Source organism: Nonomuraea recticatena (assembly GCF_039533245.1).
In the GTDB taxonomy this organism is placed as follows: Bacteria; Actinomycetota; Actinomycetes; order Streptosporangiales; family Streptosporangiaceae; genus Nonomuraea; species Nonomuraea roseola.
On the sequence record NZ_BAAATE010000001.1, the window covers coordinates 592,346 to 614,436 of the forward strand.

The window sequence follows — 22,091 nt, forward strand, 5'->3', positions numbered from 1 at the left end:
CGACGCGAGGGCTCACGCCCTCGCGTCCTTGGACACCGTCATGGGGGGTGTCTCCACCCCCCACGAGGCGCGCATCTATGCGGAAGACCTTACTTGGCCTTCTCAAGCACCTCGACGACACGCCAGCGCTTGGTGGCGGACAGCGGCCTGGTCTCCATGAGGAGAACGCGGTCGCCGACACCACACGTGTTGGCCTCGTCGTGCGCCTTGTACTTGGTCGTACGGCGGATGACCTTGCCGTACAGCGGGTGCTTCACGCGGTCCTCGACGGCGACGACGACGGTCTTGTCCATCTTGTCGCTGACGACCAGGCCCTCACGGGTCTTGCGGTAGTGCCGCGTGGTCTTCTCGGTTGCCTCAGACATCGCTCGTCTCCTTCTCGACCGTGACGATGCCGAGCTCCCGCTCGCGCATCACGGTGTAGATACGGGCGATCTCGCGGCGGACGGCACGCAGCCGCCCGTGGCTCTCCAGCTGACCGGTCGCCGCCTGGAAGCGGAGGTTGAACAGCTCCTCCTTCGCCTCCTTCAGCTTCTGAACCAGGGCGTCCTGGTCCTCGAGCCGCAGCTCTCCGGCGGTCAGGCCCTTAGCCATCACGCCTCACCCACTTCACGCTTAACAATCTTGCACTTCATCGGAAGCTTGTGGATCGCGCGCGTCAGCGCCTCGCGAGCGATGGGCTCGGCGACGCCGGACAGCTCGAACATCACGCGCCCAGGCTTGACGTTGGCGATCCACCACTCCGGCGAACCCTTACCGGAACCCATGCGGGTCTCGGCGGGCTTCTTGGTGAGCGGACGGTCGGGGTAGATGTTGATCCACACCTTGCCACCACGCTTGATGTGGCGGGTCATGGCGATACGAGCCGACTCGATCTGGCGGTTGGTCACGTAGGAGTGCTCAATCGCCTGAATGCCGAACTCGCCGAACACAACCCTGGTGCCGCCCTTGGCGGCGCCACTGCGGTCGGGCCGGTGCTGCTTGCGGTGCTTGACCCTGCGAGGGATCAGCATGGTCAGCTCCCTTCAGCACCCGGCTGCGCAGCCGGGCCGGTCTCGGGGGCAGCCTGCGCGGCCGCCTCAGTCCTGGGGGCGCGGTCTCCACGACCGGCGCCGCCACCGCGGCGAGCGCCACCGGCGCCACCACCACGACGGGGACGGTCGCCACCGGCGCCGCCACCGCGACGGTCGTCGCGGTCACGACGCTGGCCGGCACGAGCGCCGGCGGCAGCCGCCTCACGCTCGGCGCGGCTCGTCGGAGCCTCACCCTTGTAGATCCACACCTTCACGCCGATACGGCCGAAGGTGGTACGGGCCTCGTAGAAGCCGTAGTCGATGTCCGCGCGAAGCGTGTGCAGCGGCACACGACCCTCGCGGTAGAACTCCGACCTCGACATCTCGGCGCCGCCCAGACGACCCGAGCACGCGACCCGGATGCCCTTGGCGCCGCTCTTCATGGCCGACTGCATCGCCTTGCGCATGGCGCGACGGAACGAGACACGGCTGGAGAGCTGCTCGGCCACGCCCTGCGCGACCAGCTGAGCGTCGATCTCGGGGTTCTTGACCTCGAGGATGTTGAGCTGAACCTGCTTCTTGGTCAGCTTCTCCAGGTCACCGCGGATGCGGTCGGCCTCGGCGCCGCGGCGGCCGATGACGATGCCGGGACGCGCGGTGTGGATGTCGACCTGGACGCGGTCGGTCGTACGCTCGATCTCGACCTTGGAGATGCCGGCCCGCTCCATGCCCTTCTGCAGCATGCGACGGATCGCGACGTCCTCAGCGACGTACGACTTGTACAGCTTGTCGGCGTACCACCGGCTCTTGAAGTCGGTCGTGATGCCGAGGCGGAACCCGTGCGGGTTAACCTTCTGGCCCACTATCGGGTCCTTCCCTTCGGCTCGCGGGACTCCACGATCACGGTGATGTGGCTCGTCCGCTTGTTGATCCGATAGGCGCGACCCTGGGCACGCGGACGGAACCGCTTCAGCGTCGGGCCCTCGTCGACCCACGCGCGGCTCACGACGAGCGTCTGCGGGTCGAGCTTGAAGTTGTGCTCAGCGTTCGCCATCGCGCTCGAGAGCACCTTGTAAATCGGCTCGCTCGCTGCCTGAGCAGCGAACTGCAGCACGGCCTGCGCCTCCGAAGCGGGCAGCCCGCGAATAAGGTCCACCACGCGGCGGGCCTTCTGGGGCGTGACACGGACGAACCGCGCCTGAGCCCTGGCTTCCATCGCTTACTCCTCTGATGCTTCTGAAGGCGCTTACCGCCGGCTGCGGCGGTCTTCCTTGACGTGGCTACGGAAGGTCCGCGTGGGAGCGAACTCGCCGAGCTTGTGACCGATCATCGACTCGGTGACGAACACCGGGACGTGCTTGCGGCCGTCGTGAACGGCGATCGTGTGACCGAGCATGTCGGGCACGATCATGGAACGCCGCGACCACGTCTTGATGACGTTCTTGGTGCCCTTCTCGTTCTGGACGTCGACCTTCTTCTGAAGGTGGTCGTCCACGAAGGGGCCCTTCTTAAGGCTACGTGGCATTTCGGCTGCTCCTACCGCTTCTTCCTCTTGGACCGACGGCGGATGATCAGCCTGTCGCTGGCCTTGTTCGCCTGACGGGTACGGCCCTCGGGCTTGCCCTTGGGGTTGACCGGGTGGCGACCACCGGAGGTCTTACCCTCACCACCACCGTGCGGGTGGTCGACGGGGTTCATGGCCACACCACGGACGGTCGGGCGCTTGCCCTTCCACCGCATACGGCCGGCCTTACCCCAGTTGATGTTGGCCTGCTCGGCGTTGCCGACCTGACCGACACTCGCGCGGCAGCGCACGTCGACCATGCGCATTTCGCCGGAGGGCATACGCAGCGTGGCGTACTGGCCCTCCTTGGCGAGCAGCTGGATCTGCGCGCCGGCGGAACGGCCGAGCTTGGCGCCGCCGCCCGGACGGAGCTCCACCGCGTGGATGAAGGTACCGGTCGGGATGTTGCGCAGCGGCAGGCAGTTGCCCGGCTTGATGTCGGCCCCGGGGCCGTTCTCGATCCTGTCGCCCTGCTTGAGGCCGGTCGGCGCGATGATGTAGCGCTTCTCGCCGTCGGCGTAGTGCAGCAGGGCAATGTTGGCGGTGCGGTTGGGGTCGTACTCGATGTGAGCGACCTTCGCCGGAATGCCATCCTTGTCATGCCTGCGGAAGTCGATGATCCGGTAGGCGCGCTTGTGACCGCCACCCTGGTGGCGAGCGGTGACCCGGCCGTGGACGTTACGGCCACCCTTGCTGTGAAGGGGAGCAAGCAGCGACTTCTCCGGCGTGCTGCGGGTGATCTCGGAGAAGTCCGAGACACTCGAGCCGCGGCGACCAGGAGTCGTCGGCTTGTACTTACGGATGCCCATCTTTTTCGTTCATCCTTCGTCGGTTACATGGGTGAGCCCGCCACGCTTTCGCGAGGCGGTCTCATCCCCCGCAAGCCGTACGGCTTGCGCTTGCTTACGTGTCGGCTAACCGATCTGACCGAAGATGTCGATCCGGTCGCCCTCGGCCAAGCTCACGATCGCGCGCTTGGTGTCGGGCCGCTTGCCGAACCCGGCGCGGGTGCGCTTGCGCTTGCCCTGCCGGTTGATGGTGTTCACGCTGGTGACCTTGACGCCGAAGATCTGCTCAACCGCGATCTTGACCTGGGTCTTGTTCGCGGTCTTCTTCACCATGAACGTGTACTTGTTGTTCTCATCGATCAGGCCGTAGCTCTTCTCGGAGACAACGGGCTTGATGATGATGTCGCGCGGGTCGGAGACCCTCTCCAGTCGGCCCTTGGGCTTCTCGGAGGCGACAGCCTGCGGGTCGGTGATGTTCTCCATCAGGCGTCTTCCTTCCCGCTCTTGCTCAGCCGCGCCACGACCTGGTCGTACGCTTCCTGCGTGAAGACCACGTCGTCGTGGACGAGCACGTCGTAGGTGTTCAGCTGCCCGGCGTCCAGCAGGTGGACCTCCGGAGCGTTGCGCAGGCTCAGCCAGGTGAGCTCGTCGGTCTCCTCGACCACGACCAGAACGGTCCTGGCGTCGGTGATCTTGCGCAGGGCCTCGAGGGCCGCCTTGGTCTTGGGGGTCTCCCCGGTGACCAGGCTGCTCACGACGTGCACGCGACCGCCGGTCGCCCTGTCGGACAGGGCGCCGCGCAGCGCGGCGGCCTTCATCTTCTTGGGCGTCTTCTGCGAGTAGTCGCGCGGGAGGGGACCGTGAACGGTGCCACCACCGGCGAACTGCGGCGCGCGGGTCGAGCCCTGACGGGCGCGACCGGTGCCCTTCTGGCGGTACGGCTTCTTGCCACCGCCCCTGACCTCACCACGGGTCTTGGCCTTGTGGGTGCCCTGCCGGCGAGCGGCGAGCTGGGCCACGACGACCTGGTGGATCAGCGGAACATTGACCTTCGCGCCGAAGATGTCTTCGGGCAGGTCGACGGAGCCGGTCTTCGCGCCGCTGGCGTCGAGGACGTCAATGCTGGTCACTTGGCAGCCCCCTTCTTTGCAGCGGTGCGGACGAGGACCAGGCTGCCGTTGGCGCCGGGGATCGCACCCTTGATCAGGATGAGACCGTTCTCGGCGTCCACGGCGTGAACCTTGAGGCTCTGCACGGTGGTGCGGACGTTACCCATCCGACCGGCCATGCGGAGACCCTTGAATACGCGGCCAGGGGTGGCGCAGCCACCGATGGAACCCGGCGACCGGTGCTTGCGCTGCGTACCGTGCGACGCGCCCAGGCCCTTGAAGCCGTGACGCTTCATGACACCGGCGAACCCCTTGCCCTTGGACTTGCCAGTGACGTCGACGTACTGGCCGGCCTCGAAGGTGTCAGCCAGGAGCTCCTGGCCGAGGGTGTAGTCGCTCGCGTCGTCCGTGCGGATCTCCGCAAAGTAACGGCGCGGGGTGATGTCGTGCTTACGCAGGTAGTCGCCGAGCGGCTTGTTGACCTTCCGGGGGTCGACCTGTCCGTAGCCGAGCTGAACGGCGGTGTAGCCGTCCTTGTCTGCGGTCCGGACCCTGGTCACCACGCACGGACCGGCCTCGACCACGGTCACCGGAACCATCCGGTTGTCCGCGTCGAAGACCTGGGTCATGCCGAGCTTCTTGCCCAGGACGCCCTTGATCGTCTTAGCCATGTCAGTGCGTTCCCTCAGAGCTTGATCGAAATGTCGACGCCGGCGGGGAGGTCGAGTCGCATGAGCGAGTCGACCGTCTTCGGCGTCGGGTCGATGATGTCAATCAGCCGCTTGTGCGTGCGCATCTCGAAGTGCTCGCGGCTGTCCTTGTACTTGTGCGGCGAGCGGATGACGCAGTACACGTTCTTCTCGGTCGGCAGCGGCACCGGGCCCGCGACCTTCGCGCCAGTCCGCGTCACCGTCTCGACGATCTTCTTGGCCGAGCTATCGATGACCTCGTGGTCATAGGCCTTAAGCCGGATGCGGATCTTCTGTCCCGCCATAATGGCCTCGGTGTCCTTCGCTGTCGTCTGAAAAAGTATCGTGCGGCCTGTTGCCGCTGTAGTACGGGCGGAGACCGCCCGCTGACCCCACGTAGCAGACGTATTCGATCTGCTGTTTCTTCCGTGATCCGGCAGTTACTTCGGTCACGATTCCGAAGCGACTGCGAGATCACGGCCTAGCCGTGGAGCCGTGGCGGGAGCCGGGAGGCTCCCGTTGCCCGGTTGGGCGGCCGGTTCCCTGTGCGAGAACCGGCCGCCGCCCCAGTGGTGGTACTACTTGAGGATCTTCACCACGTTGCCGGCGCCGACGGTGCGGCCACCCTCACGAATGGCGAACTTGAGGCCGTCCTCCATGGCGATGGGCTGGATCAGCTCAACGCGCATCTCGGTGTTGTCGCCCGGCATGACCATCTCGGTGCCCTCGGGGAGGTGCACCACACCGGTCACGTCAGTCGTACGGAAGTAGAACTGAGGACGGTAGTTGTTGAAGAACGGCGTGTGACGGCCGCCCTCGTCCTTGCTCAGGATGTAGACCTGGGCCTCGAACTCGGTGTGCGGGGTGGTCGTGCCCGGCTTGATGATGCACTGGCCGCGCTCGACGTCCTCACGCTTGATGCCGCGCAGGAGCAGACCGACGTTGTCACCGGCCTGGCCCTCGTCGAGCAGCTTGCGGAACATCTCGACACCGGTGACCGTGGTGGTGGTCTTCTCGGTCTTGATGCCGATGATGTCGACGGTCTCGTTGACCTTGACGATGCCGCGCTCGATACGACCGGTCACGACGGTGCCGCGGCCGGTGATCGAGAAGACGTCCTCGATCGGCATCAGGAAGGGCTTGTCGATGGCGCGGGTGGGCTCCGGCACGCTCTCGTCGACAGCGGTCATCAGCTCGATGATGCTGTCGCCCCACTTCTGGTCGCCCTCGAGGGCCTTCAGAGCGGAGACGCGCACGACGGGCAGGTCGTCGCCGGGGAACTCCTGAGCGGACAGGAGCTCACGAACCTCGAGCTCGACGAGCTCCAGGATCTCCTCGTCGTCGACCATGTCGGCCTTGTTGAGCGCCACGACGATGTAGGGGACGCCGACCTGGCGGGCCAGGAGGACGTGCTCCTTCGTCTGCGGCATCGGGCCGTCGGTCGCCGCGACCACGAGGATCGCGCCGTCCATCTGAGCCGCACCGGTGATCATGTTCTTCACGTAGTCGGCGTGACCGGGGCAGTCCACGTGAGCGTAGTGGCGCTTCTCGGTCTGGTACTCGACGTGCGCGATGGAGATCGTGATGCCACGAGCCTTCTCCTCGGGCGCCTTGTCGATCTTGTCGAACGGGGTCGCCTCGTTAAGCTCAGGGAAACGCTCGTGAAGCACCTTGGTGATCGCCGCGGTCAGAGTGGTCTTGCCGTGGTCGATGTGCCCAATGGTGCCGATGTTCACGTGCGGCTTAGTCCGCTCGAACTTGGCCTTAGCCACTGGTTCTCTCCTTAGAGAATCTGACTGACTTACTTCACACTCGGGCCCGGGTAACCCCGAACCCCTGAACAGCGGGGCGACATCTCATCACCCCACCAGGGACCTGGGCTGGTCGCCCTGATCCCGAAAGGTCCGGGGCACTCGCCCCGGACCGGCGGGACCAGGAACTATTCGCCCCGGGCCTTCGCGACGATCTCCTTGGCGATGCCCGGGGGCACCTCCGCGTAGGAGTCGAACTGCATGCTGTAGCTCGCCCTGCCCTGAGTGCGGCTGCGCAGGTCACCCACGTAGCCGAACATCTCCGACAGCGGAACGAGCGCCGCGATGACACGGGCGCCAGCGCGCTCGTCCATCGACTGGATCTGCCCGCGGCGACCGTTGAGGTCACCGATGACGTCACCCATGTAGTCCTCGGGCGTGGTGACCTCAACGGCCATCATCGGCTCGAGGAGCACAGCGTCGGCCTTGCGAGCGGCCTCCTTGAAGGCCATCGAGCCGGCGATCTTGAAGGCCATTTCCGAGGAGTCGACGTCGTGCGCCGCACCGTCGGTCAGCGTCACCTTCACGCCGACCATCGGGTAACCGGCCAGCACGCCGAACTCGGCGGCCTCCTGGGCGCCCGCGTCGACCGAGGGGATGTACTCCCTCGGGACACGACCACCCGAAACCTTGTTCTCGAACTCGTAGCCGTCGTTGCCCTCGCCCAGCGGCTCCAGGTTGATGATGACCCGCGCGAACTGACCGGAACCACCGGTCTGCTTCTTGTGGGTGTAGTCAACCTTCTCCACCTTGCGGCGGATGGTCTCGCGGTAGGCGACCTGCGGGCGACCGACGTTGGCCTCGACCTTGAACTCGCGACGCATACGGTCGACGAGGATCTCGAGGTGAAGCTCGCCCATGCCCCAGATGACCGTCTGACCGGTCTCCTCGTCGCGACGGACCTGGAAGGACGGGTCCTCCTCGGCCAGACGCTGGATGGCGGTGCCGAGCTTCTCCTGGTCGCCCTTGGTCTTGGGCTCGATGGCGACGTTGATGACCGGAGCCGGGAACGTCATCGACTCGAGCACGACCTGGTTCGACGGGTCGGAGAGCGTGTCACCCGTGGTGGTGTCCTTCAGACCCATCACGGCGACGATCTGACCAGCGTGCGCGGACGGGCGCTCCTCGCGCTTGTTCGCGTGCATCTGGTAGATCTTGCCGATCCGCTCCTTCTTGCCCTTCACCGAGTTGATGACCCCGGTGCCGGTCTCGAGCGTGCCCGAGTAGATGCGGATGTAGGTGAGACGACCCAGGTGCTGGTCACTCATGATCTTGAAGGCCAGCGCGGAGAAGGGCTCGGTGACGTCCGCGTGACGCTCGACGACCTCGTCCTCCTTGCCGACCGCGTGCCCCTTGAAGGCGGGGATGTCGGTCGGCGCGGGCAGGTAGGCCACGATCGCGTCGAGCAGGGGCTGCACGCCCTTGTTCTTGAACGCGGTGCCGGTGAGAACCGGGTTGATGGCGCTGGCCAGCGTGGCGCGGCGAATGGCCGCCACCAGCTGCTCCTCGGTGGGCTCAGTGCCCTCGAGGAAGAGCTCCATCAGCTCGTCGTCGTTCTCGGAGACGGTCTCGACCAGCTTCTCGCGCCACTCACGAGCCGTGTCGGCGTACTCGGCCGGGATGTCGACGGTGTCGTACATCTCGCCCTTGGCGGCCTCTTCGCTCCAGAGCAGACCCTTCATCTTCACCAGGTCGATGACGCCCTTGAAACCGGACTCGACGCCCCAGGGAAGCTGGATGACAGCCGGCGTCGCCGCCAGACGGCTGATCATCATGTCGACGCAGCGGTGGAACTCCGCGCCGACGCGGTCCATCTTGTTCACGAAGCAGATGCGCGGCACGCCATAGCGGTCAGCCTGGCGCCACACCGTCTCCGACTGCGGCTCGACACCCGCGACACCGTCGAACACCGCGACGGCGCCGTCGAGGACGCGGAGCGAGCGCTCCACCTCGATGGTGAAGTCGACGTGACCGGGAGTGTCGATGATGTTGATGGTGTGGTCGAGCCACTCACAGGTCGTCGCGGCAGACGTGATCGTGATGCCGCGCTCCTGCTCCTGCTCCATCCAGTCCATGGTGGCAGCGCCCTCGTGGACTTCACCGATCTTGTAGTTGATGCCGGTGTAGAACAGGATGCGCTCGGTCGTGGTGGTCTTGCCCGCGTCGATGTGGGCCATGATCCCGATGTTGCGGATCTTGGCCAGGTCAAGAGCGGTCGTGGTGGCCACTTCTCTCGCGTCCTCGTCGTCTCGTCGAACCCGCTGTTACCAGCGGTAGTGGGCGAAGGCCTTGTTGGACTCGGCCATCTTGTGGGTGTCCTCGCGCTTCTTGACGCTCGCCCCGAGGCCGTTGCTGGCGTCGAGGAGCTCGTTCATGAGGCGCTCGGTCATGGTCTTCTCGCGGCGGGCGCGGGAGTACTGCACCAGCCAACGCAGGGCCAGGGTGGTGCTGCGCGCGGCGCGCACCTCGACCGGGACCTGGTAGGTCGCGCCACCGACACGGCGGCTGCGGACCTCGAGGGTGGGCTTGACGTTGTCGAGGGCGCGCTTCAGCGTGACGACCGGGTCGTTGCCGGTCTTGTCCTTGCAGCCCTCGAGCGCCCCGTAGACGATCGACTGCGCGATGGAGCGCTTGCCGTCAAGGAGCACCTTGTTGATCAGAGCGGTCACCAGCGGCGAGCTGTAAACCGGGTCAGACATGAGCTGACGACGGCCAGGAGAACCCTTGCGAGGCATGGTTACTTCTCCCTCTTCGTGCCGTAGCGGCTGCGGGCCTGCTTGCGGTTACGGACGCCCTGCGTGTCGAGGGAGCCACGGATGATCTTGTAGCGAACACCCGGCAGGTCCTTCACACGACCGCCACGCACGAGCACGATGGAGTGCTCCTGCAGGTTGTGGCCCACACCGGGGATGTAAGCCGTGACCTCGATGCCGTTGGTGAGCCGAACACGGGCGACCTTGCGGAGGGCCGAGTTGGGCTTCTTGGGCGTCGTGGTGTAGACGCGCTGGCAGGTGCCGCGACGCTGCGGGCTCCCCTTGAGGGCAGGAGTCTTGGTCTTGGTGACCTTGTCCTGCCGGCCCTTGCGGACCAACTGCTGAATAGTGGGCACTGCCACTCCGTTCGTGCCTTGGCCGGTAATACGTCAAGTCGTGCTTTTCGCAGGTACTGCCGGTGTCATGACCTGCTGGTTTTCCTCTTGCGCCGACCCACGCGGTCGGGCGTGTCGCGCTCTGTCGAGCCACTACCCGGCGTAATCGAACGCTGGAGAGAGACCATGCCGCGCAGCCTGTCGGAGCGCATGCATGAGGGCCCATGAACCCACGGGCACGAAGGGCAAGACTACCCAGCCCAGCGCAGCACGTCAAAACGACTGCGATCGGCCGCTGTCGATGCGACCGTACATTCGTGCCGTGGCCTTATCAGACCCTCGTCTAGCTTACCCGCATCTCTCGAGTTGTCTGGCCCTTCTCCACACGCGTTTCGCGGCGGCTTCACCGTCCGTCGCGGCCGGTGCCGCTCGACGTGCTCACCTGCCCGCTCACCTGTGCGCGTCACCACCACGGGCAGGCGTGCCGCGTCCGCGGAAGCGTGACGGCCCCTCAGGGCCTCAGGGGCCATGGCGTGACGGCGGGCGAAGGCGCGTGCCGTGTGTCAGGTCAGGACAGCGGCCCGCCGCCCTGGAAAAGGGGAACGCCCCGTGCCTTGCCGGAGCAAGGCACGGGGCGTTCCGCGCAACCGATCACTCAGCGGTTGTACTGACCGAAGTCGTACTCCTCCAGCGGCACGGCCTCGCCGCTGCCGGTGCCGAAGGTGTAGTCCGCGGCCGAACCGTCGTAGCCGCCGACCGTGTACATCGCGGCCTTGGCCTCCTCGGTCGGCTCCACCCGGATGTTGCGGTACTGGGGCATGCCAGTGCCGGCCGGGATCAGCTTTCCGATGATGACGTTCTCCTTCAGGCCCAGGAGCGAGTCGGACTTGGCGTGGATCGCCGCGTCCGTCAGGACCCTGGTGGTCTCCTGGAAGGAGGCCGCCGACAGCCACGACTCGGTGGCCAGCGACGCCTTCGTGATGCCCATGAGGACCGGACGCCCGGAGGCGGGCGTGCCACCCTCGGCGACGGTCTCGCGGTTCATCAGCTCGAAGCGCGGACGCTCGACGAGCTCACCGGGCAGCAGGTCGGTCTCACCGGACTCGAGCACGTTGACGCGCTTGAGCATCTGCCGAACGATGATCTCGATGTGCTTGTCGTGGATCGACACACCCTGCGAGCGGTAGACCTGCTGGACCTCGGCGACCAGGTGCAGCTGCACCGCACGCGGGCCGAGGATGCGCAGGACCTCGTTCGGGTTGACCGCACCGGCGATGAGCTGGGTGCCCACCGAGACACGCTGGCCGTCCTGGATGAGCAGGCGCGAGCGCATCGAGACGGGGTAGGCGATCTCCTCCGAACCGTCGTCGGGGGTGATCACGATCTTGCGGGTCTTGTCGGTCTCGTCGATGCGAGCCCTGCCCTCGGCCTCGGAGATCGGGGCGACACCCTTGGGGATGCGCGCCTCGAAGAGCTCCTGGACACGGGGCAGACCGTGGGTGATGTCCGCGCCCGCCACACCACCGGTGTGGAAGGTACGCATCGTCAGCTGGGTGCCGGGCTCACCGATCGACTGGGCGGCGATGATGCCGACCGCCTCGCCGACGTCCACGAGCTTGCCGGTGGCCAGCGAGCGGCCGTAGCAGGTCGCGCAGACACCGATCTTGGCCTCGCAGACGAGCGCGCTGCGGGTGCGGACCGTCTCGATGCCGGCCTCGACCAGCGCCGTGACGTGGATGTCGTTGATGTCGACACCAGCCGAGGCGATGACCTTGCCGTCGACCTCGACGTCCTCGGCCAGGATGCGGCCGTGCACGTTCGACTCGGCGTTCTCGGCCTTGACCAGGTTGCCCGACGAGTCGCGCTCACCGACGTGCAGCGGGACCGCGCGGTCGGTGCCGCAGTCGATCTCACGCACGATGACGTCCTGCGCCACGTCCACCAGACGACGGGTCAGGTAACCCGAGTCGGCGGTACGGAGCGCGGTGTCGGCCAGACCCTTTCGCTGACCGTGGGTGGAGATGAAGTACTCCAGCACCGACAGGCCCTCACGGAAGGAGGCCTTGATCGGCCGCGGGATCGTCTCACCCTTGGTGTTGGACACCAGACCACGGATACCGGCGATCTGACGCACCTGCATCTTGTTACCGCGGGCGCCGGAGTTGACCATCATCCAGACCGGGTTCGTCGCGGGGAACGCGTTGACCATGTCGGTCTCGACGTCCGCCGTGGCGTGGGTCCAGATCTCGATGAGCTCCTGACGGCGCTCCTCGTCGGTGATCAGACCGCGCTCGTACTCACGCTGGACCTTGTCGGCCCTGCGCTCGTAGCTCTCCATGATGTCGGCCTTGTTGGGCGGCGCGACGACGTCGTCGATCGAGATCGTGACGCCGGAGCGGGTCGCCCAGCGGAAGCCGGCGTCCTTGAGCGCGTCGAGCGAGGTGGCGACGTCGACCTTGGGGTAGGTCTCGGCCAGCTCGTTGACGATCGCGGACAGCTGCTTCTTGCCGACCTGGAAGTTGACGAACGGGTAGTTGCTCGGCAGCGTCTGGTTGAACAGGCAGCGGCCGAACGTCGTCTCCAGGCGGATGGAGTCACCGGCCTCCCAGCCCTCGGGAGCGGCCCAGCCGCGCGGCGGCTGGACGTCACCGGCGAGCCGGATCTGGATCTTGGCCTGGATCTCCAGCTCACGACGGTCGAAGGCCATCTGGGCCTCGGCCACCGAGCCGAACACCCTGCCCTCGCCGATCGCGCCGTCCTTCTGCGTGGTCAGCCAGTAGAGGCCGATGACCATGTCCTGGGTGGGCATCGTCACGGGCTTGCCGTCGGCCGGCTTGAGGATGTTGTTGGTCGAGAGCATCAGGATGCGCGCCTCGGCCTGGGCCTCAGCCGACAGGGGCAGGTGCACGGCCATCTGGTCGCCGTCGAAGTCCGCGTTGAACGCGGTGCAGACGAGCGGGTGGATCTGGATGGCCTTGCCCTCGACCAGCTGCGGCTCGAACGCCTGGATGCCCAGCCGGTGCAGCGTGGGCGCGCGGTTGAGCAGCACGGGGTGCTCGGTGATGACCTCTTCGAGCACGTCCCACACCACAGGGCGGGCGCGCTCGACCATGCGCTTGGCCGACTTGATGTTCTGCGCGTGGTTCAGGTCGACCAGGCGCTTCATCACGAACGGCTTGAACAGCTCCAGCGCCATCTGCTTGGGCAGACCGCACTGGTGCAGCTTCAGCTGCGGGCCGACGACGATGACCGAACGGCCGGAGTAGTCGACTCGCTTGCCCAGCAGGTTCTGACGGAAACGACCCTGCTTGCCCTTCAGCATGTCGCTGAGGGACTTCAGGGGCCTGTTGCCGGGACCCGTGACGGGACGGCCGCGACGGCCGTTGTCGAACAGCGAGTCGACGGCCTCCTGGAGCATCCGCTTCTCGTTGTTCACGATGATCTCGGGCGCGCCGAGGTCGAGAAGTCGCTTGAGGCGGTTGTTCCTGTTGATGACCCTGCGGTACAGGTCGTTCAGGTCGGAGGTCGCGAACCTGCCACCGTCGAGCTGCACCATCGGGCGCAGGTCCGGCGGGATGACAGGGATGCAGTCGAGCACCATGCCGCGAGGCGAGTTGGTCGTGTTGAGGAACGCCGACACGACCTTGAGCCGCTTGAGGGCGCGGGCCTTCTTCTGGCCCTTGCCGCTGCGGATCGTCTCGCGCAGGTTCTCGGCCTCGGCGTCGAGGTCGAAGCTGATCAGCCGCTCCTGGATCGCCTGAGCGCCCATGCCGCCCTTGAAGTAGCGGCCGAAGCGGTCGCGCATCTCGCGGTAGAGCATCTCGTCGCCCTCGAGGTCCTGGACCTTGAGGTTCTTGAAGCGGCTCCACACCTCGTCGAGCCTGTCGAGCTCGCGCTGCGCCCTGTCGCGGAGCTGACGCATCTCGCGCTCGGCACCCTCGCGAACCTTGCGGCGCTGGTCACCCTTGGCGCCGGCCGCCTCGAGCTCGGCCAGGTCGCCCTCGAGCTTCTTCTGCCTGGCCTCGATGTCGGCGTCACGACGCTGCTCGATGTGCTGCCGCTCGACGGAGATCTTCGCCTCGAGCGAGGGCAGGTCACGCTCACGCAGTTCGGTCTCGACATGCGTGATCATGTAGGCCGCGAAGTAGATGACCTTCTCGAGGTCCTTCGGGGCCAGGTCGAGCAGGTACCCAAGGCGCGAAGGAACGCCCTTGAAGTACCAGATGTGCGTGACAGGCGCGGCCAGCTCGATGTGGCCCATCCGCTCACGACGCACCTTGGCGCGAGTGACCTCGACGCCGCAGCGCTCACAGATGATGCCCTTGAAACGGACGCGCTTGTACTTACCGCAGTAGCACTCCCAGTCGCGGGTCGGGCCGAAGATCTTCTCGCAGAAGAGTCCGTCCTTTTCCGGCTTGAGAGTCCGGTAGTTGATGGTCTCGGGCTTCTTCACCTCGCCGTGCGACCACTGACGGATGTCGTCAGCGGTTGCGAGGCCGATCCGGAGCTCGTCGAAGAAGTTGACGTCCAGCATGTGCGATCTCCCCCTCAGACTTCTTCCACGCTGCTCGGCTCGCGCCGGGACAGGTCGATACCGAGCTCCTCGGCGGCCCTGAAGACGTCCTCGTCGGTGTCACGCATCTCGATGGACATGCCGTCGCTGGAGAGCACCTCGACGTTCAGGCACAGCGACTGCATTTCCTTGATGAGGACCTTGAAGGACTCGGGGATGCCGGGCTCGGGGATGTTCTCGCCCTTGACGATGGCCTCGTAGACCTTGACTCGGCCGAGGACGTCGTCGGACTTGATGGTGAGCAGCTCCTGCAGGGCGTAGGCGGCGCCGTAGGCCTCAAGGGCCCACACCTCCATCTCGCCGAAGCGCTGGCCACCGAACTGCGCCTTACCACCCAGCGGCTGCTGAGTGATCATGGAGTACGGACCGGTCGACCGTGCGTGGATCTTGTCGTCGACCAGGTGCAGCAGCTTCAGGATGTAGATGTAGCCGACCGAGATCGGGTACGGGAACGGCTCGCCTGAGCGGCCGTCGAACAGCCTGGCCTTGCCGGTCTCCTGCACCATGCGGTCACCGTCGCGGTTGGCGATGGTGCTGCTGAGCAGGCCGACGATCTCCTCCTCGTGCGCGCCGTCGAACACCGGGGTGGCGACGTTGGTGCGCGGCGCGACCTGGCCGAAGCCCTTGTCGCGCAGTCGCTCGGCCCAGGCCTCCTGGACACCGGTGATGTCCCAGCCCCTGGCCGCGATCCACCCGAGGTGGGTCTCGAGCACCTGACCGACGTTCATTCGGCCGGGCACACCCAGCGGGTTGAGGATGATGTCGACAGGCGTGCCGTCCTCGAGGAAGGGCATGTCCTCGACCGGGAGGATCTTGGAAATGACACCCTTGTTGCCGTGACGGCCGGCGAGCTTGTCGCCGTCGGTGATCTTACGCTTCTGGGCCACGTAGACGCGGACCAGCTCGTTGACGCCCGGAGGAAGCTCGTCGCCCTCCTCGCGGGAGAACACGCGCACACCGATGACCTTGCCGGACTCGCCGTGCGGCACCTTCAGCGAGGTGTCGCGGACCTCACGCGCCTTCTCACCGAAGATCGCGCGCAGCAGCCGCTCCTCGGGGGTCAGCTCGGTCTCACCCTTGGGCGTAACCTTGCCGACCAGGATGTCGCCGGGGACGACCTCGGCGCCGATGCGGATGATGCCGCGCTCGTCGAGGTCGGCCAGGACCTCCTCGGAGACGTTGGGGATGTCCCTGGTGATCTCCTCGGGGCCCAGCTTGGTGTCACGGGCGTCGACCTCGTGCTCCTCGATGTGGATCGAGGAGAGGACGTCGTCCTGGACCAGCCGCTGGGACAGGATGATCGCGTCTTCGTAGTTGTGACCCTCCCACGGCATGAACGCCACGAGCAGGTTCTTGCCGAGCGCCATCTCGCCCTGGTCGGTGCAGGGACCGTCGGCGATGACCTGGTTGACCTCGACCCTGTCGCCCTCGGCGACGATGGGCTTCTGGTTGAAGGAGGTGCCCTGGTTGGAGCGCTTGAACTTGGCGACACGGTAGGTGGTGCGCGTGCCGTCGTCGTTCATGACGGTGACGTAGTCGGCGGAGACCTCCTCGACCACGCCGGCCTTCTCGGCGCTGATGACGTCGCCCGCGTCGGTCGCGGCACGGTACTCCATGCCGGTGCCGACCAGGGGCGCCTCGCTCTTCAGCAGGGGCACGGACTGCCTCTGCATGTTGGAGCCCATGAGCGCGCGGTTGGCGTCGTCGTGCTCCAGGAAGGGGATCATCGCGGTGGCGACGGAGACCATCTGGCGAGCGGAGACGTCGACGTAGTCGACCTCCTCGGCGCGCGCGAGCTCGGTCTCACCGCCCTTGGTGCGAACCAGGACGCGAGGCTCGGCGAAGGAGCCGTCGGGGTTGAGCTGCGTGTTGGCCTGAGCCTTGACGTAGCGGTCTTCCTCGTCGGCCGTGAGGTAGTCGATCTGCTCGGTCACCTTGCCGTCGACGACCTTGCGGTAAGGCGTCTCGACGAAGCCGAACGCGTTGATGCGCCCGTAGGAGGCCAGCGAACCGATCAGGCCGATGTTGGGACCTTCGGGGGTCTCGATCGGGCACATCCGGCCGTAGTGGGACGGGTGCACGTCTCGAACCTCGAAGCCCGCCCGCTCACGCGACAGACCACCGGGGCCCAGCGCGGACAGACGCCGCTTGTGCGTCAGGCCGGCCAGCGGGTTGGTCTGGTCCATGAACTGCGACAGCTGCGACGTGCCGAAGAACTCCTTGATCGACGCCACGACCGGGCGAATGTTGATCAGGGTCTGCGGCGTGATCGCCTCGACGTCCTGCGTGGTCATGCGCTCGCGGACGACGCGCTCCATGCGGGCCAGGCCCAGGCGGACCTGGTTCTGGATGAGCTCGCCGACGCTGCGCAGGCGACGGTTGCCGAAGTGGTCGATGTCGTCGGTCTCGACGATGACCTCACGGCCCTCGGCGCCGGGCATCGAGTCCTCGCCGGCGTGCAGCCTGACGATGTACTCGATGGTGGCGACGATGTCCTCTTCGGTCAGCGTGCCCTGGGTGATCTCGGCGTCGATCCCCAGCTTCTTGTTGATCTTGTAGCGACCAACCTTGGCCAGGTCGTAACGCTTGGGGTTGAAGTAGAGGTTCTCCAGCAGGGTCTGCGCCGACTCCTTGGTCGGCGGCTCGCCCGGACGGAGCTTGCGGTAGATGTCGAGCAGGGCGTCATCCTGGCCGGCCGTGTGGTCCTTCTCCAGGGTGGCCCGCATGGACTCGTACTGGCCGAAGCGCTCGAGGATCTGGTCGTTGGTCCATCCCAGTGCCTTGAGAAGCACGGTGACGGCCTGCTTGCGCTTACGGTCGATGCGCACACCGACGCTGTCGCGCTTGTCGATCTCGAACTCGAGCCAGGCACCCCTGGACGGGATGACCCTGCAGCCGTAGAGGTCCTTGTCGGAGGTCTTGTCGACGCTGCGGTCGAAGTAGACACCGGGGGACCTGACCAGCTGCGAGACCACGACACGCTCGGTGCCGTTGATGATGAAGGTGCCCTTCGGCGTCATGAGCGGGAAATCGCCCATGAACACCGTCTGACTCTTGATCTCACCAGTGGTGTTATTGATGAACTCCGCCGTCACGAACATGGGGGCGGAGAAGGTCATGTCCTTGTCTTTGCACTCATCGACTGAGTACTTGGGCGGCTCGAACCGATGGTCGCGGAACGACAAGGACATGGTCCCCGAGAAGTCCTCAATGGGACTGATCTCTTCGAAGATCTCTTCGAGGCCCGACTGGGTCGGGACGTCCTTGCGCCCGGCCTGACGAGCCGCCTCTACCCGGGCCTTCCACTTCTCGTTGCCAAGCAACCAGTCGAAGGACTCGGTCTGCAGAGCGAGAAGGTCAGGAACTTCGAGGGGCTCCTGGATACGCGAAAAAGAGACGCGACGGGGACCGGCGGGTACGGCGGAGGCGTTGCGCGAGGCTGCCAACAGATGTCCTTCCGAGGGCTCGCGGCGGACTGACTACACGCACGCCAGACAACCTCGCAACGTGAGCAAAGGAAGCGGGTCGTCAAAGGGCAGCGCAAAGGGGCAGTGTAGCCGAACGGCACACGCCTGTCCACTTCGCTCTCGCTGCATGCTCCACGTTGACCGCAGCATCGCCCGTCCGAGCGGAAACGTCAAGCCCGCGAGCCGGACTTTCGGCCAACTCAAAGCCTGGACGCTGGGATTTCTCCCCAAGGTGACAGCTCACTAGCCGACAGCCCCAAGACGATACCCGCGAGCCGGGGCCGCTAACGCTCTGTCACACCGGAGGCCGAACCCATGCTGCCGTGCGGTGGAACTGTGACTGAAGTACCCGCGCCGAGAGCTTCGCCAAACCTGGATTTTGATAACAATTGAAAGTCGGGACATGCCCGGACATCATGCGCTACCGAGCAGCGTGGACAGATCGCCGACCAGCCATCTCGAACCAGTTTTCACCATGACGAACCTGACCCGGTTCTGGATCACCTGGTGCCTCGGCTCGGCGCTGCCCGGCGCCTGCTTGACCGTCCCCATGTTCACGAACAGCAGCACGGCCACCCGGTCGGGCGTGGCGCTCTCGACGGCGGCCCCCGCCACCGAGACCTCCTGCACGGTCCGCTGCTCGGTGACCCTGGGCACCAGCGAGGCGCGCAGCTCACGGTAGCGCGCCGTCAGCGCGCCCGTGGTGAGTGCCTCGGCCCGCTTCAGGTCCTCCTCGATCGTCGCGTGGTTGTAGGACAGCAGGTCGGGCGCCATCGCGCGGGCGGCGGCCATGGCCTGCTCCCCCGACTCCCTGCCGCCGCGCAGGTCGTTCAGCTCGCCCAGCATGCGCACCGCGGTCCAGCCCACGAAGGCCACCGCCAGGGCCAGCACCGCCGCCATCGCGACCCTCACAGCACCTGCTCCGCTTTCGAGACCAGCCAGACGCCCTTGACCTTGGCCAGGTCCATGGACCACCTGAAGTAGCGGTCCTGGTCAGGGGTGCCCGATCCGACCCAGTTGATATGGGAGTCGGCGACGACCAGCACCTTCGCCGTGCCTTCACCCATGGACACCACCCCCGCGGCCTTCACGGCGCCGGTCTGGACGACCTTGTTGGCGATGGTGGTCTCCTTGAGCTTGGGCGCGCCCGCCGAGTACTCGGCGAAGGCCGTCCCTGTGGAGGTGGCGAGGATCTTCTGGATGCTGGCGTCGGCGCTCTGGTAGTTGAGCGAGAGCAGGTTCACCGCGTGGGCCGAGGCCGCCGCGAGCGCCGCCCGTCTGTCGGCCGCCGCCGCCTCCTCGTCGCGCACCTGCGCGCTCAGCCAGACGGCCGACCCCGCCACCAGCAGCAGGGCCGCCGCCAGCGCGACGGTCAGCCTGCGCAGCACGGTCACCGACCTGGAGGAGCCAGCTGTGCCTGCCATATCGCGGGATCATAACGCCCGGTTCATTCCTTCAGGCGCCGAATGGCCGGGCCGGCAGCGGAGCGGTGTCACCGCCGGCGCTCAGCGGCGATCTTCGCGCGGACCGGCGGCGCCGGCGAGGTGCTCGGGCGTGCGCGGGGAGTCGCCGATCGCCTCCCTTTCGGCTGACAGGCCCTTGACCAGGGCGTGCAGGTTGCCGATCAGGCTGCCGTACGCGTCGTCACGTCCTGCGATATCGGCGAGCACGACGGTGAGGTTGTCGACCACGCTGCCGATCACTTCTTCGCGGTCGGCGAGCGGGCCGGTGACGGAGGAGATGTGGCCGAGCAGGCTTTCGACCGTGCCCTCCTCGCCCTGCAGCACCTGGACGATCTGTCGGCTCAGGGTGTCGCCGTCCTCGGGGCGGATCGCCTTCAGCAGCGGCCTGAAGCCTTTCGACAGCGCTGTCACGTCGAGCGCGGGGCGGGTGGTGGCCACGCGCTCTCCCGGCTTCAGGTAGCCGGTGGCGTCGCTGCCGGGGGTCAGGGCGAGGTAGCGCCGGCCGGCCAGGTTGCGCCAGCGGATCGCCGCGACGACGCCGCGCGGCAGCGGGGTGCTCCGCCTGACGGAGAAGGCGACCTCGGCCTGCGTGCCGTACAGGGAGATCTCCTCCACGCGGCCGACGCGAACGCCCGCCACGCGCACGTCGTCGCCAGGCCGCAGGCCGGTGGCGTCGGTGAAGAGGCCCCTGTAGACCTGTGCGGGGGCGACCGTGGCGCCGGAGATCATCAGGGCCAGCATGGCCGCGCACGCGGTGGTCAGCAGGGCGAACAGCGTGAGCTTCAGCCCCGTGCCGAGGGTGTTGGTCATCGGATCAGCTCGGTGAGGTCAGCGAGTTCGGGCAGGTCGCGCCCGATCGGCATGCATCAGTGCACGCCGTTCATGTGTGCGTTGACGAGCCGGGGGTACTCCTCCAGCCAGTTGCGGCCGCGCTCGTCGACGAAGGAGCCCTGGGGCGGGATCACCCCGTTGGCGGCCAGCCACGCGCCGGGCGGCTTCTGGGTGCGGCGGATGCCGTTGCCGCTGGGCATCAGCTGCGGCGGGATCGGCGGCAGCGTGCCGGGGTCGTGGCCCTGCTGCGCCTCGGCCTCCAGCTCGGAGATGTCCTTCTCCTCCGACATGCCGATGGGACCGTGCCTGCGGGCGTTGAGGAACTGCCTGACCACGGGCTCGTCGCTGGACAGCAGCATCTCGCGCGGCCCGAACATCACCAGCTCGCGCCTGAACAGCAGCCCGATGTCGTCGGGGACGGTGCGGGCGGTGTTGATGTCGTGGGTGACGATGAGGAAGGTCGCCTCGATCTCGGCGTTGAGGTCGACGATCAGCTGGTTGAGGTAGGAGGTGCGGACCGGGTCGAGGCCCGAGTCGGGCTCGTCGAACAGGATGATCTCGGGGTCGAGCACGAGCGCCCTGGCCAGGCCGGCCCGCTTGCGCATGCCGCCGGAGATCTCGCCAGGCAGCTTGCCCTCGGCGCCGACCAGGCCGACCAGCTCCATCTTCTCCATGACGATCTGACGGATCTGCGACTCGCTCTTCTTGGTGTGCTCGCGCAGCGGGAAGGCGATGTTGTCGTAGAGGCTCAGCGAGCCGAACAGCGCGCCGTCCTGGAAGAGCACCCCGAACAGCCTGCGCAGCTCGTAGAGCTTGTTCTCGCTGCAGTTGGCCAGGTCGTAGCCGTCGATCCAGATGTGGCCGCGCTCGGGGCGCAGCAGGCCCACGAGGGTCTTGAGGAAGACGGACTTGCCTGTGCCCGAAGGGCCGAGCAGCACCGAGATCTCGCCGGCGGGGAGCGTCAGCGAGACGTCCTCCCAGATGACCTGCCTACCGAACGACTTGGTCAAGCCGTCGACCACGACCTCGACGCCCACAGGTCACCTTCCCGTCGCAGGTGGTAACGAGACGAACACTTTACCGACGCGCACGATCGTCGTAGGGAGCTTCCCGCGAATTGGACTCCATTCCAATAACCGGACGGGATTGTTACTTGCCGGTTATGTGAGGGCTCACAGGGCGGTGACTATCCGACCGTGGCGGCCACCCACGTGTACGGCCCCGCGCCCCCCTTCAGCACCGCCACGACCTCGGCGCTCGGCGTCGAGGCGTTCAGCAGGCCGCCTCCGCCACCGCCGCCGGAACCGCCCCGCCAAGAACCCTTCCCGCCGCCCACCGCCCTGGAAGCCGTCCTGAGGGCCGTCCTGGACCCCGCCACCGGGCGCGGGGGCGGACTGCGGCTGAGCTCTCCTCGGGCCGTTCGGCCCGCCGAACCCGCCTCCCGTGGGCGGGCCCGCCGTCGGGATCGCCCCCGCGTGCCCCGAGGCGGCCGTCTCCACCGCGCACGCCGCCGGCCCCGCCAGGCACACCATGGTCAGCAGCAGCACGAGCAGCGCGTCGGGATTGTTGAAGCGGAACATCAGCACCGCCACGGGCGTCAGCGCGAGCACCGATCCGGCCAGCAGCGCCGACCAGGCGGGGTAGCTCCTGCGCACGGTCGCGTAGAGGGTCGCGACGGCGGCCACGCCCATCAGC

General features: G+C 66.7%; 22 protein-coding genes. All 22 read right to left on the reverse strand.

What is annotated here, in order from left to right:
* Window positions 1-89: 89 nt before the first annotated feature.
* The 22 genes from rpsQ to ABFX50_RS02885 all read right to left on the reverse strand — a co-directional run bounded on the left by rpsQ (window position 90) and on the right by ABFX50_RS02885 (window position 22,081).
* Window positions 90-365 (reverse strand): 30S ribosomal protein S17, encoded by a 276-nt coding sequence (gene rpsQ, locus ABFX50_RS02780; protein WP_183650880.1) that lies wholly within the window; start codon window positions 363-365, stop codon window positions 90-92.
* Window positions 358-594 carry a 50S ribosomal protein L29 gene (gene rpmC, locus ABFX50_RS02785; protein ID WP_183650883.1) on the reverse strand — a complete coding sequence of 79 codons (237 nt, stop codon included), beginning with the start codon at window positions 592-594 and terminating at the stop codon, window positions 358-360. Before rpmC ends, rpsQ begins: the two co-directional genes overlap by 8 nt.
* Window positions 594-1,013 carry a 50S ribosomal protein L16 gene (gene rplP / locus ABFX50_RS02790; protein WP_049572692.1) on the reverse strand — a complete coding sequence of 140 codons (420 nt, stop codon included), beginning with the start codon at window positions 1,011-1,013 and terminating at the stop codon, window positions 594-596. Before rplP ends, rpmC begins: the two co-directional genes overlap by 1 nt.
* Window positions 1,014-1,015: 2 nt before the next feature.
* Window positions 1,016-1,876 carry a 30S ribosomal protein S3 gene (gene rpsC / locus ABFX50_RS02795; protein WP_183650887.1) on the reverse strand — a complete coding sequence of 287 codons (861 nt, stop codon included), beginning with the start codon at window positions 1,874-1,876 and terminating at the stop codon, window positions 1,016-1,018.
* Entirely contained in the window at window positions 1,876-2,229 is a 354-nt protein-coding gene (gene rplV, locus ABFX50_RS02800; protein ID WP_183650890.1) for a 50S ribosomal protein L22, read from the reverse strand. Before rplV ends, rpsC begins: the two co-directional genes overlap by 1 nt.
* A 30-nt stretch (window positions 2,230-2,259) precedes the next feature.
* Window positions 2,260-2,538: a 30S ribosomal protein S19 gene (gene rpsS, locus ABFX50_RS02805; RefSeq protein WP_012887835.1), complete on the reverse strand. Its 279-nt coding sequence runs from the start codon at window positions 2,536-2,538 to the stop codon at window positions 2,260-2,262.
* Between the two features lie 11 nt (window positions 2,539-2,549).
* A complete protein-coding gene (gene rplB / locus ABFX50_RS02810; RefSeq protein WP_138694759.1) occupies window positions 2,550-3,386 on the reverse strand; it encodes a 50S ribosomal protein L2 in 837 nt (278 codons plus the stop codon).
* A 105-nt stretch (window positions 3,387-3,491) separates the two neighbouring features.
* Window positions 3,492-3,848, reverse strand: a complete 357-nt coding sequence (gene rplW, locus ABFX50_RS02815) for a 50S ribosomal protein L23 (protein WP_183650892.1) — start codon at window positions 3,846-3,848, stop codon at window positions 3,492-3,494.
* The gene (gene rplD / locus ABFX50_RS02820; RefSeq protein ID WP_183650894.1) at window positions 3,848-4,495 is read right to left on the reverse strand and encodes a 50S ribosomal protein L4; all 648 of its coding nucleotides are present in this window, start codon (window positions 4,493-4,495) and stop codon (window positions 3,848-3,850) included. The genes rplW and rplD overlap by 1 nt, the downstream gene beginning before the upstream one ends.
* Window positions 4,492-5,145: a 50S ribosomal protein L3 gene (rplC, locus tag ABFX50_RS02825; protein ID WP_183650897.1), complete on the reverse strand. Its 654-nt coding sequence runs from the start codon at window positions 5,143-5,145 to the stop codon at window positions 4,492-4,494. The genes rplD and rplC overlap by 4 nt, the downstream gene beginning before the upstream one ends.
* A 14-nt stretch (window positions 5,146-5,159) precedes the next feature.
* The gene (rpsJ, locus tag ABFX50_RS02830; RefSeq protein ID WP_012887830.1) at window positions 5,160-5,468 is read right to left on the reverse strand and encodes a 30S ribosomal protein S10; all 309 of its coding nucleotides are present in this window, start codon (window positions 5,466-5,468) and stop codon (window positions 5,160-5,162) included.
* Window positions 5,469-5,741: 273 nt separating this feature from the next.
* On the reverse strand, window positions 5,742-6,935 hold the full coding sequence (tuf, locus tag ABFX50_RS02835) for an elongation factor Tu (RefSeq protein WP_183650899.1): 1,194 nt from the start codon (window positions 6,933-6,935) through the stop codon (window positions 5,742-5,744).
* 167 nt (window positions 6,936-7,102) lie between these two features.
* Window positions 7,103-9,151 (reverse strand): elongation factor G, encoded by a 2,049-nt coding sequence (fusA, locus tag ABFX50_RS02840; protein ID WP_221241982.1) that lies wholly within the window; start codon window positions 9,149-9,151, stop codon window positions 7,103-7,105.
* An 87-nt stretch (window positions 9,152-9,238) separates the two neighbouring features.
* Window positions 9,239-9,709 carry a 30S ribosomal protein S7 gene (gene rpsG, locus ABFX50_RS02845; protein WP_183650905.1) on the reverse strand — a complete coding sequence of 157 codons (471 nt, stop codon included), beginning with the start codon at window positions 9,707-9,709 and terminating at the stop codon, window positions 9,239-9,241.
* Window positions 9,710-9,711: 2 nt separating this feature from the next.
* Window positions 9,712-10,083: a 30S ribosomal protein S12 gene (gene rpsL, locus ABFX50_RS02850; protein ID WP_183650908.1), complete on the reverse strand. Its 372-nt coding sequence runs from the start codon at window positions 10,081-10,083 to the stop codon at window positions 9,712-9,714.
* A gap of 634 nt (window positions 10,084-10,717) precedes the next feature.
* A complete protein-coding gene (locus ABFX50_RS02855) occupies window positions 10,718-14,596 on the reverse strand; it encodes a DNA-directed RNA polymerase subunit beta' (RefSeq protein ID WP_183650911.1) in 3,879 nt (1,292 codons plus the stop codon).
* Window positions 14,597-14,610: 14 nt separating this feature from the next.
* The gene (gene rpoB / locus ABFX50_RS02860) at window positions 14,611-18,081 is read right to left on the reverse strand and encodes a DNA-directed RNA polymerase subunit beta (RefSeq protein WP_346126319.1); all 3,471 of its coding nucleotides are present in this window, start codon (window positions 18,079-18,081) and stop codon (window positions 14,611-14,613) included.
* Window positions 18,082-18,516: 435 nt separating this feature from the next.
* Window positions 18,517-19,014 (reverse strand): hypothetical protein, encoded by a 498-nt coding sequence (locus ABFX50_RS02865; protein ID WP_346142900.1) that lies wholly within the window; start codon window positions 19,012-19,014, stop codon window positions 18,517-18,519.
* Window positions 19,011-19,526 (reverse strand): hypothetical protein, encoded by a 516-nt coding sequence (locus tag ABFX50_RS02870; protein WP_246452037.1) that lies wholly within the window; start codon window positions 19,524-19,526, stop codon window positions 19,011-19,013. The genes ABFX50_RS02865 and ABFX50_RS02870 overlap by 4 nt, the downstream gene beginning before the upstream one ends.
* Before the next feature lie 81 nt (window positions 19,527-19,607).
* Window positions 19,608-20,375: an MlaD family protein gene (locus ABFX50_RS02875; protein ID WP_346142902.1), complete on the reverse strand. Its 768-nt coding sequence runs from the start codon at window positions 20,373-20,375 to the stop codon at window positions 19,608-19,610.
* Window positions 20,376-20,431: 56 nt separating this feature from the next.
* Window positions 20,432-21,433: an ABC transporter ATP-binding protein gene (locus tag ABFX50_RS02880; RefSeq protein ID WP_183650920.1), complete on the reverse strand. Its 1,002-nt coding sequence runs from the start codon at window positions 21,431-21,433 to the stop codon at window positions 20,432-20,434.
* 135 nt (window positions 21,434-21,568) lie between these two features.
* A complete protein-coding gene (locus ABFX50_RS02885) occupies window positions 21,569-22,081 on the reverse strand; it encodes a glycosyltransferase family 39 protein (RefSeq protein ID WP_346142904.1) in 513 nt (170 codons plus the stop codon).
* Window positions 22,082-22,091 lie beyond the last annotated feature (10 nt).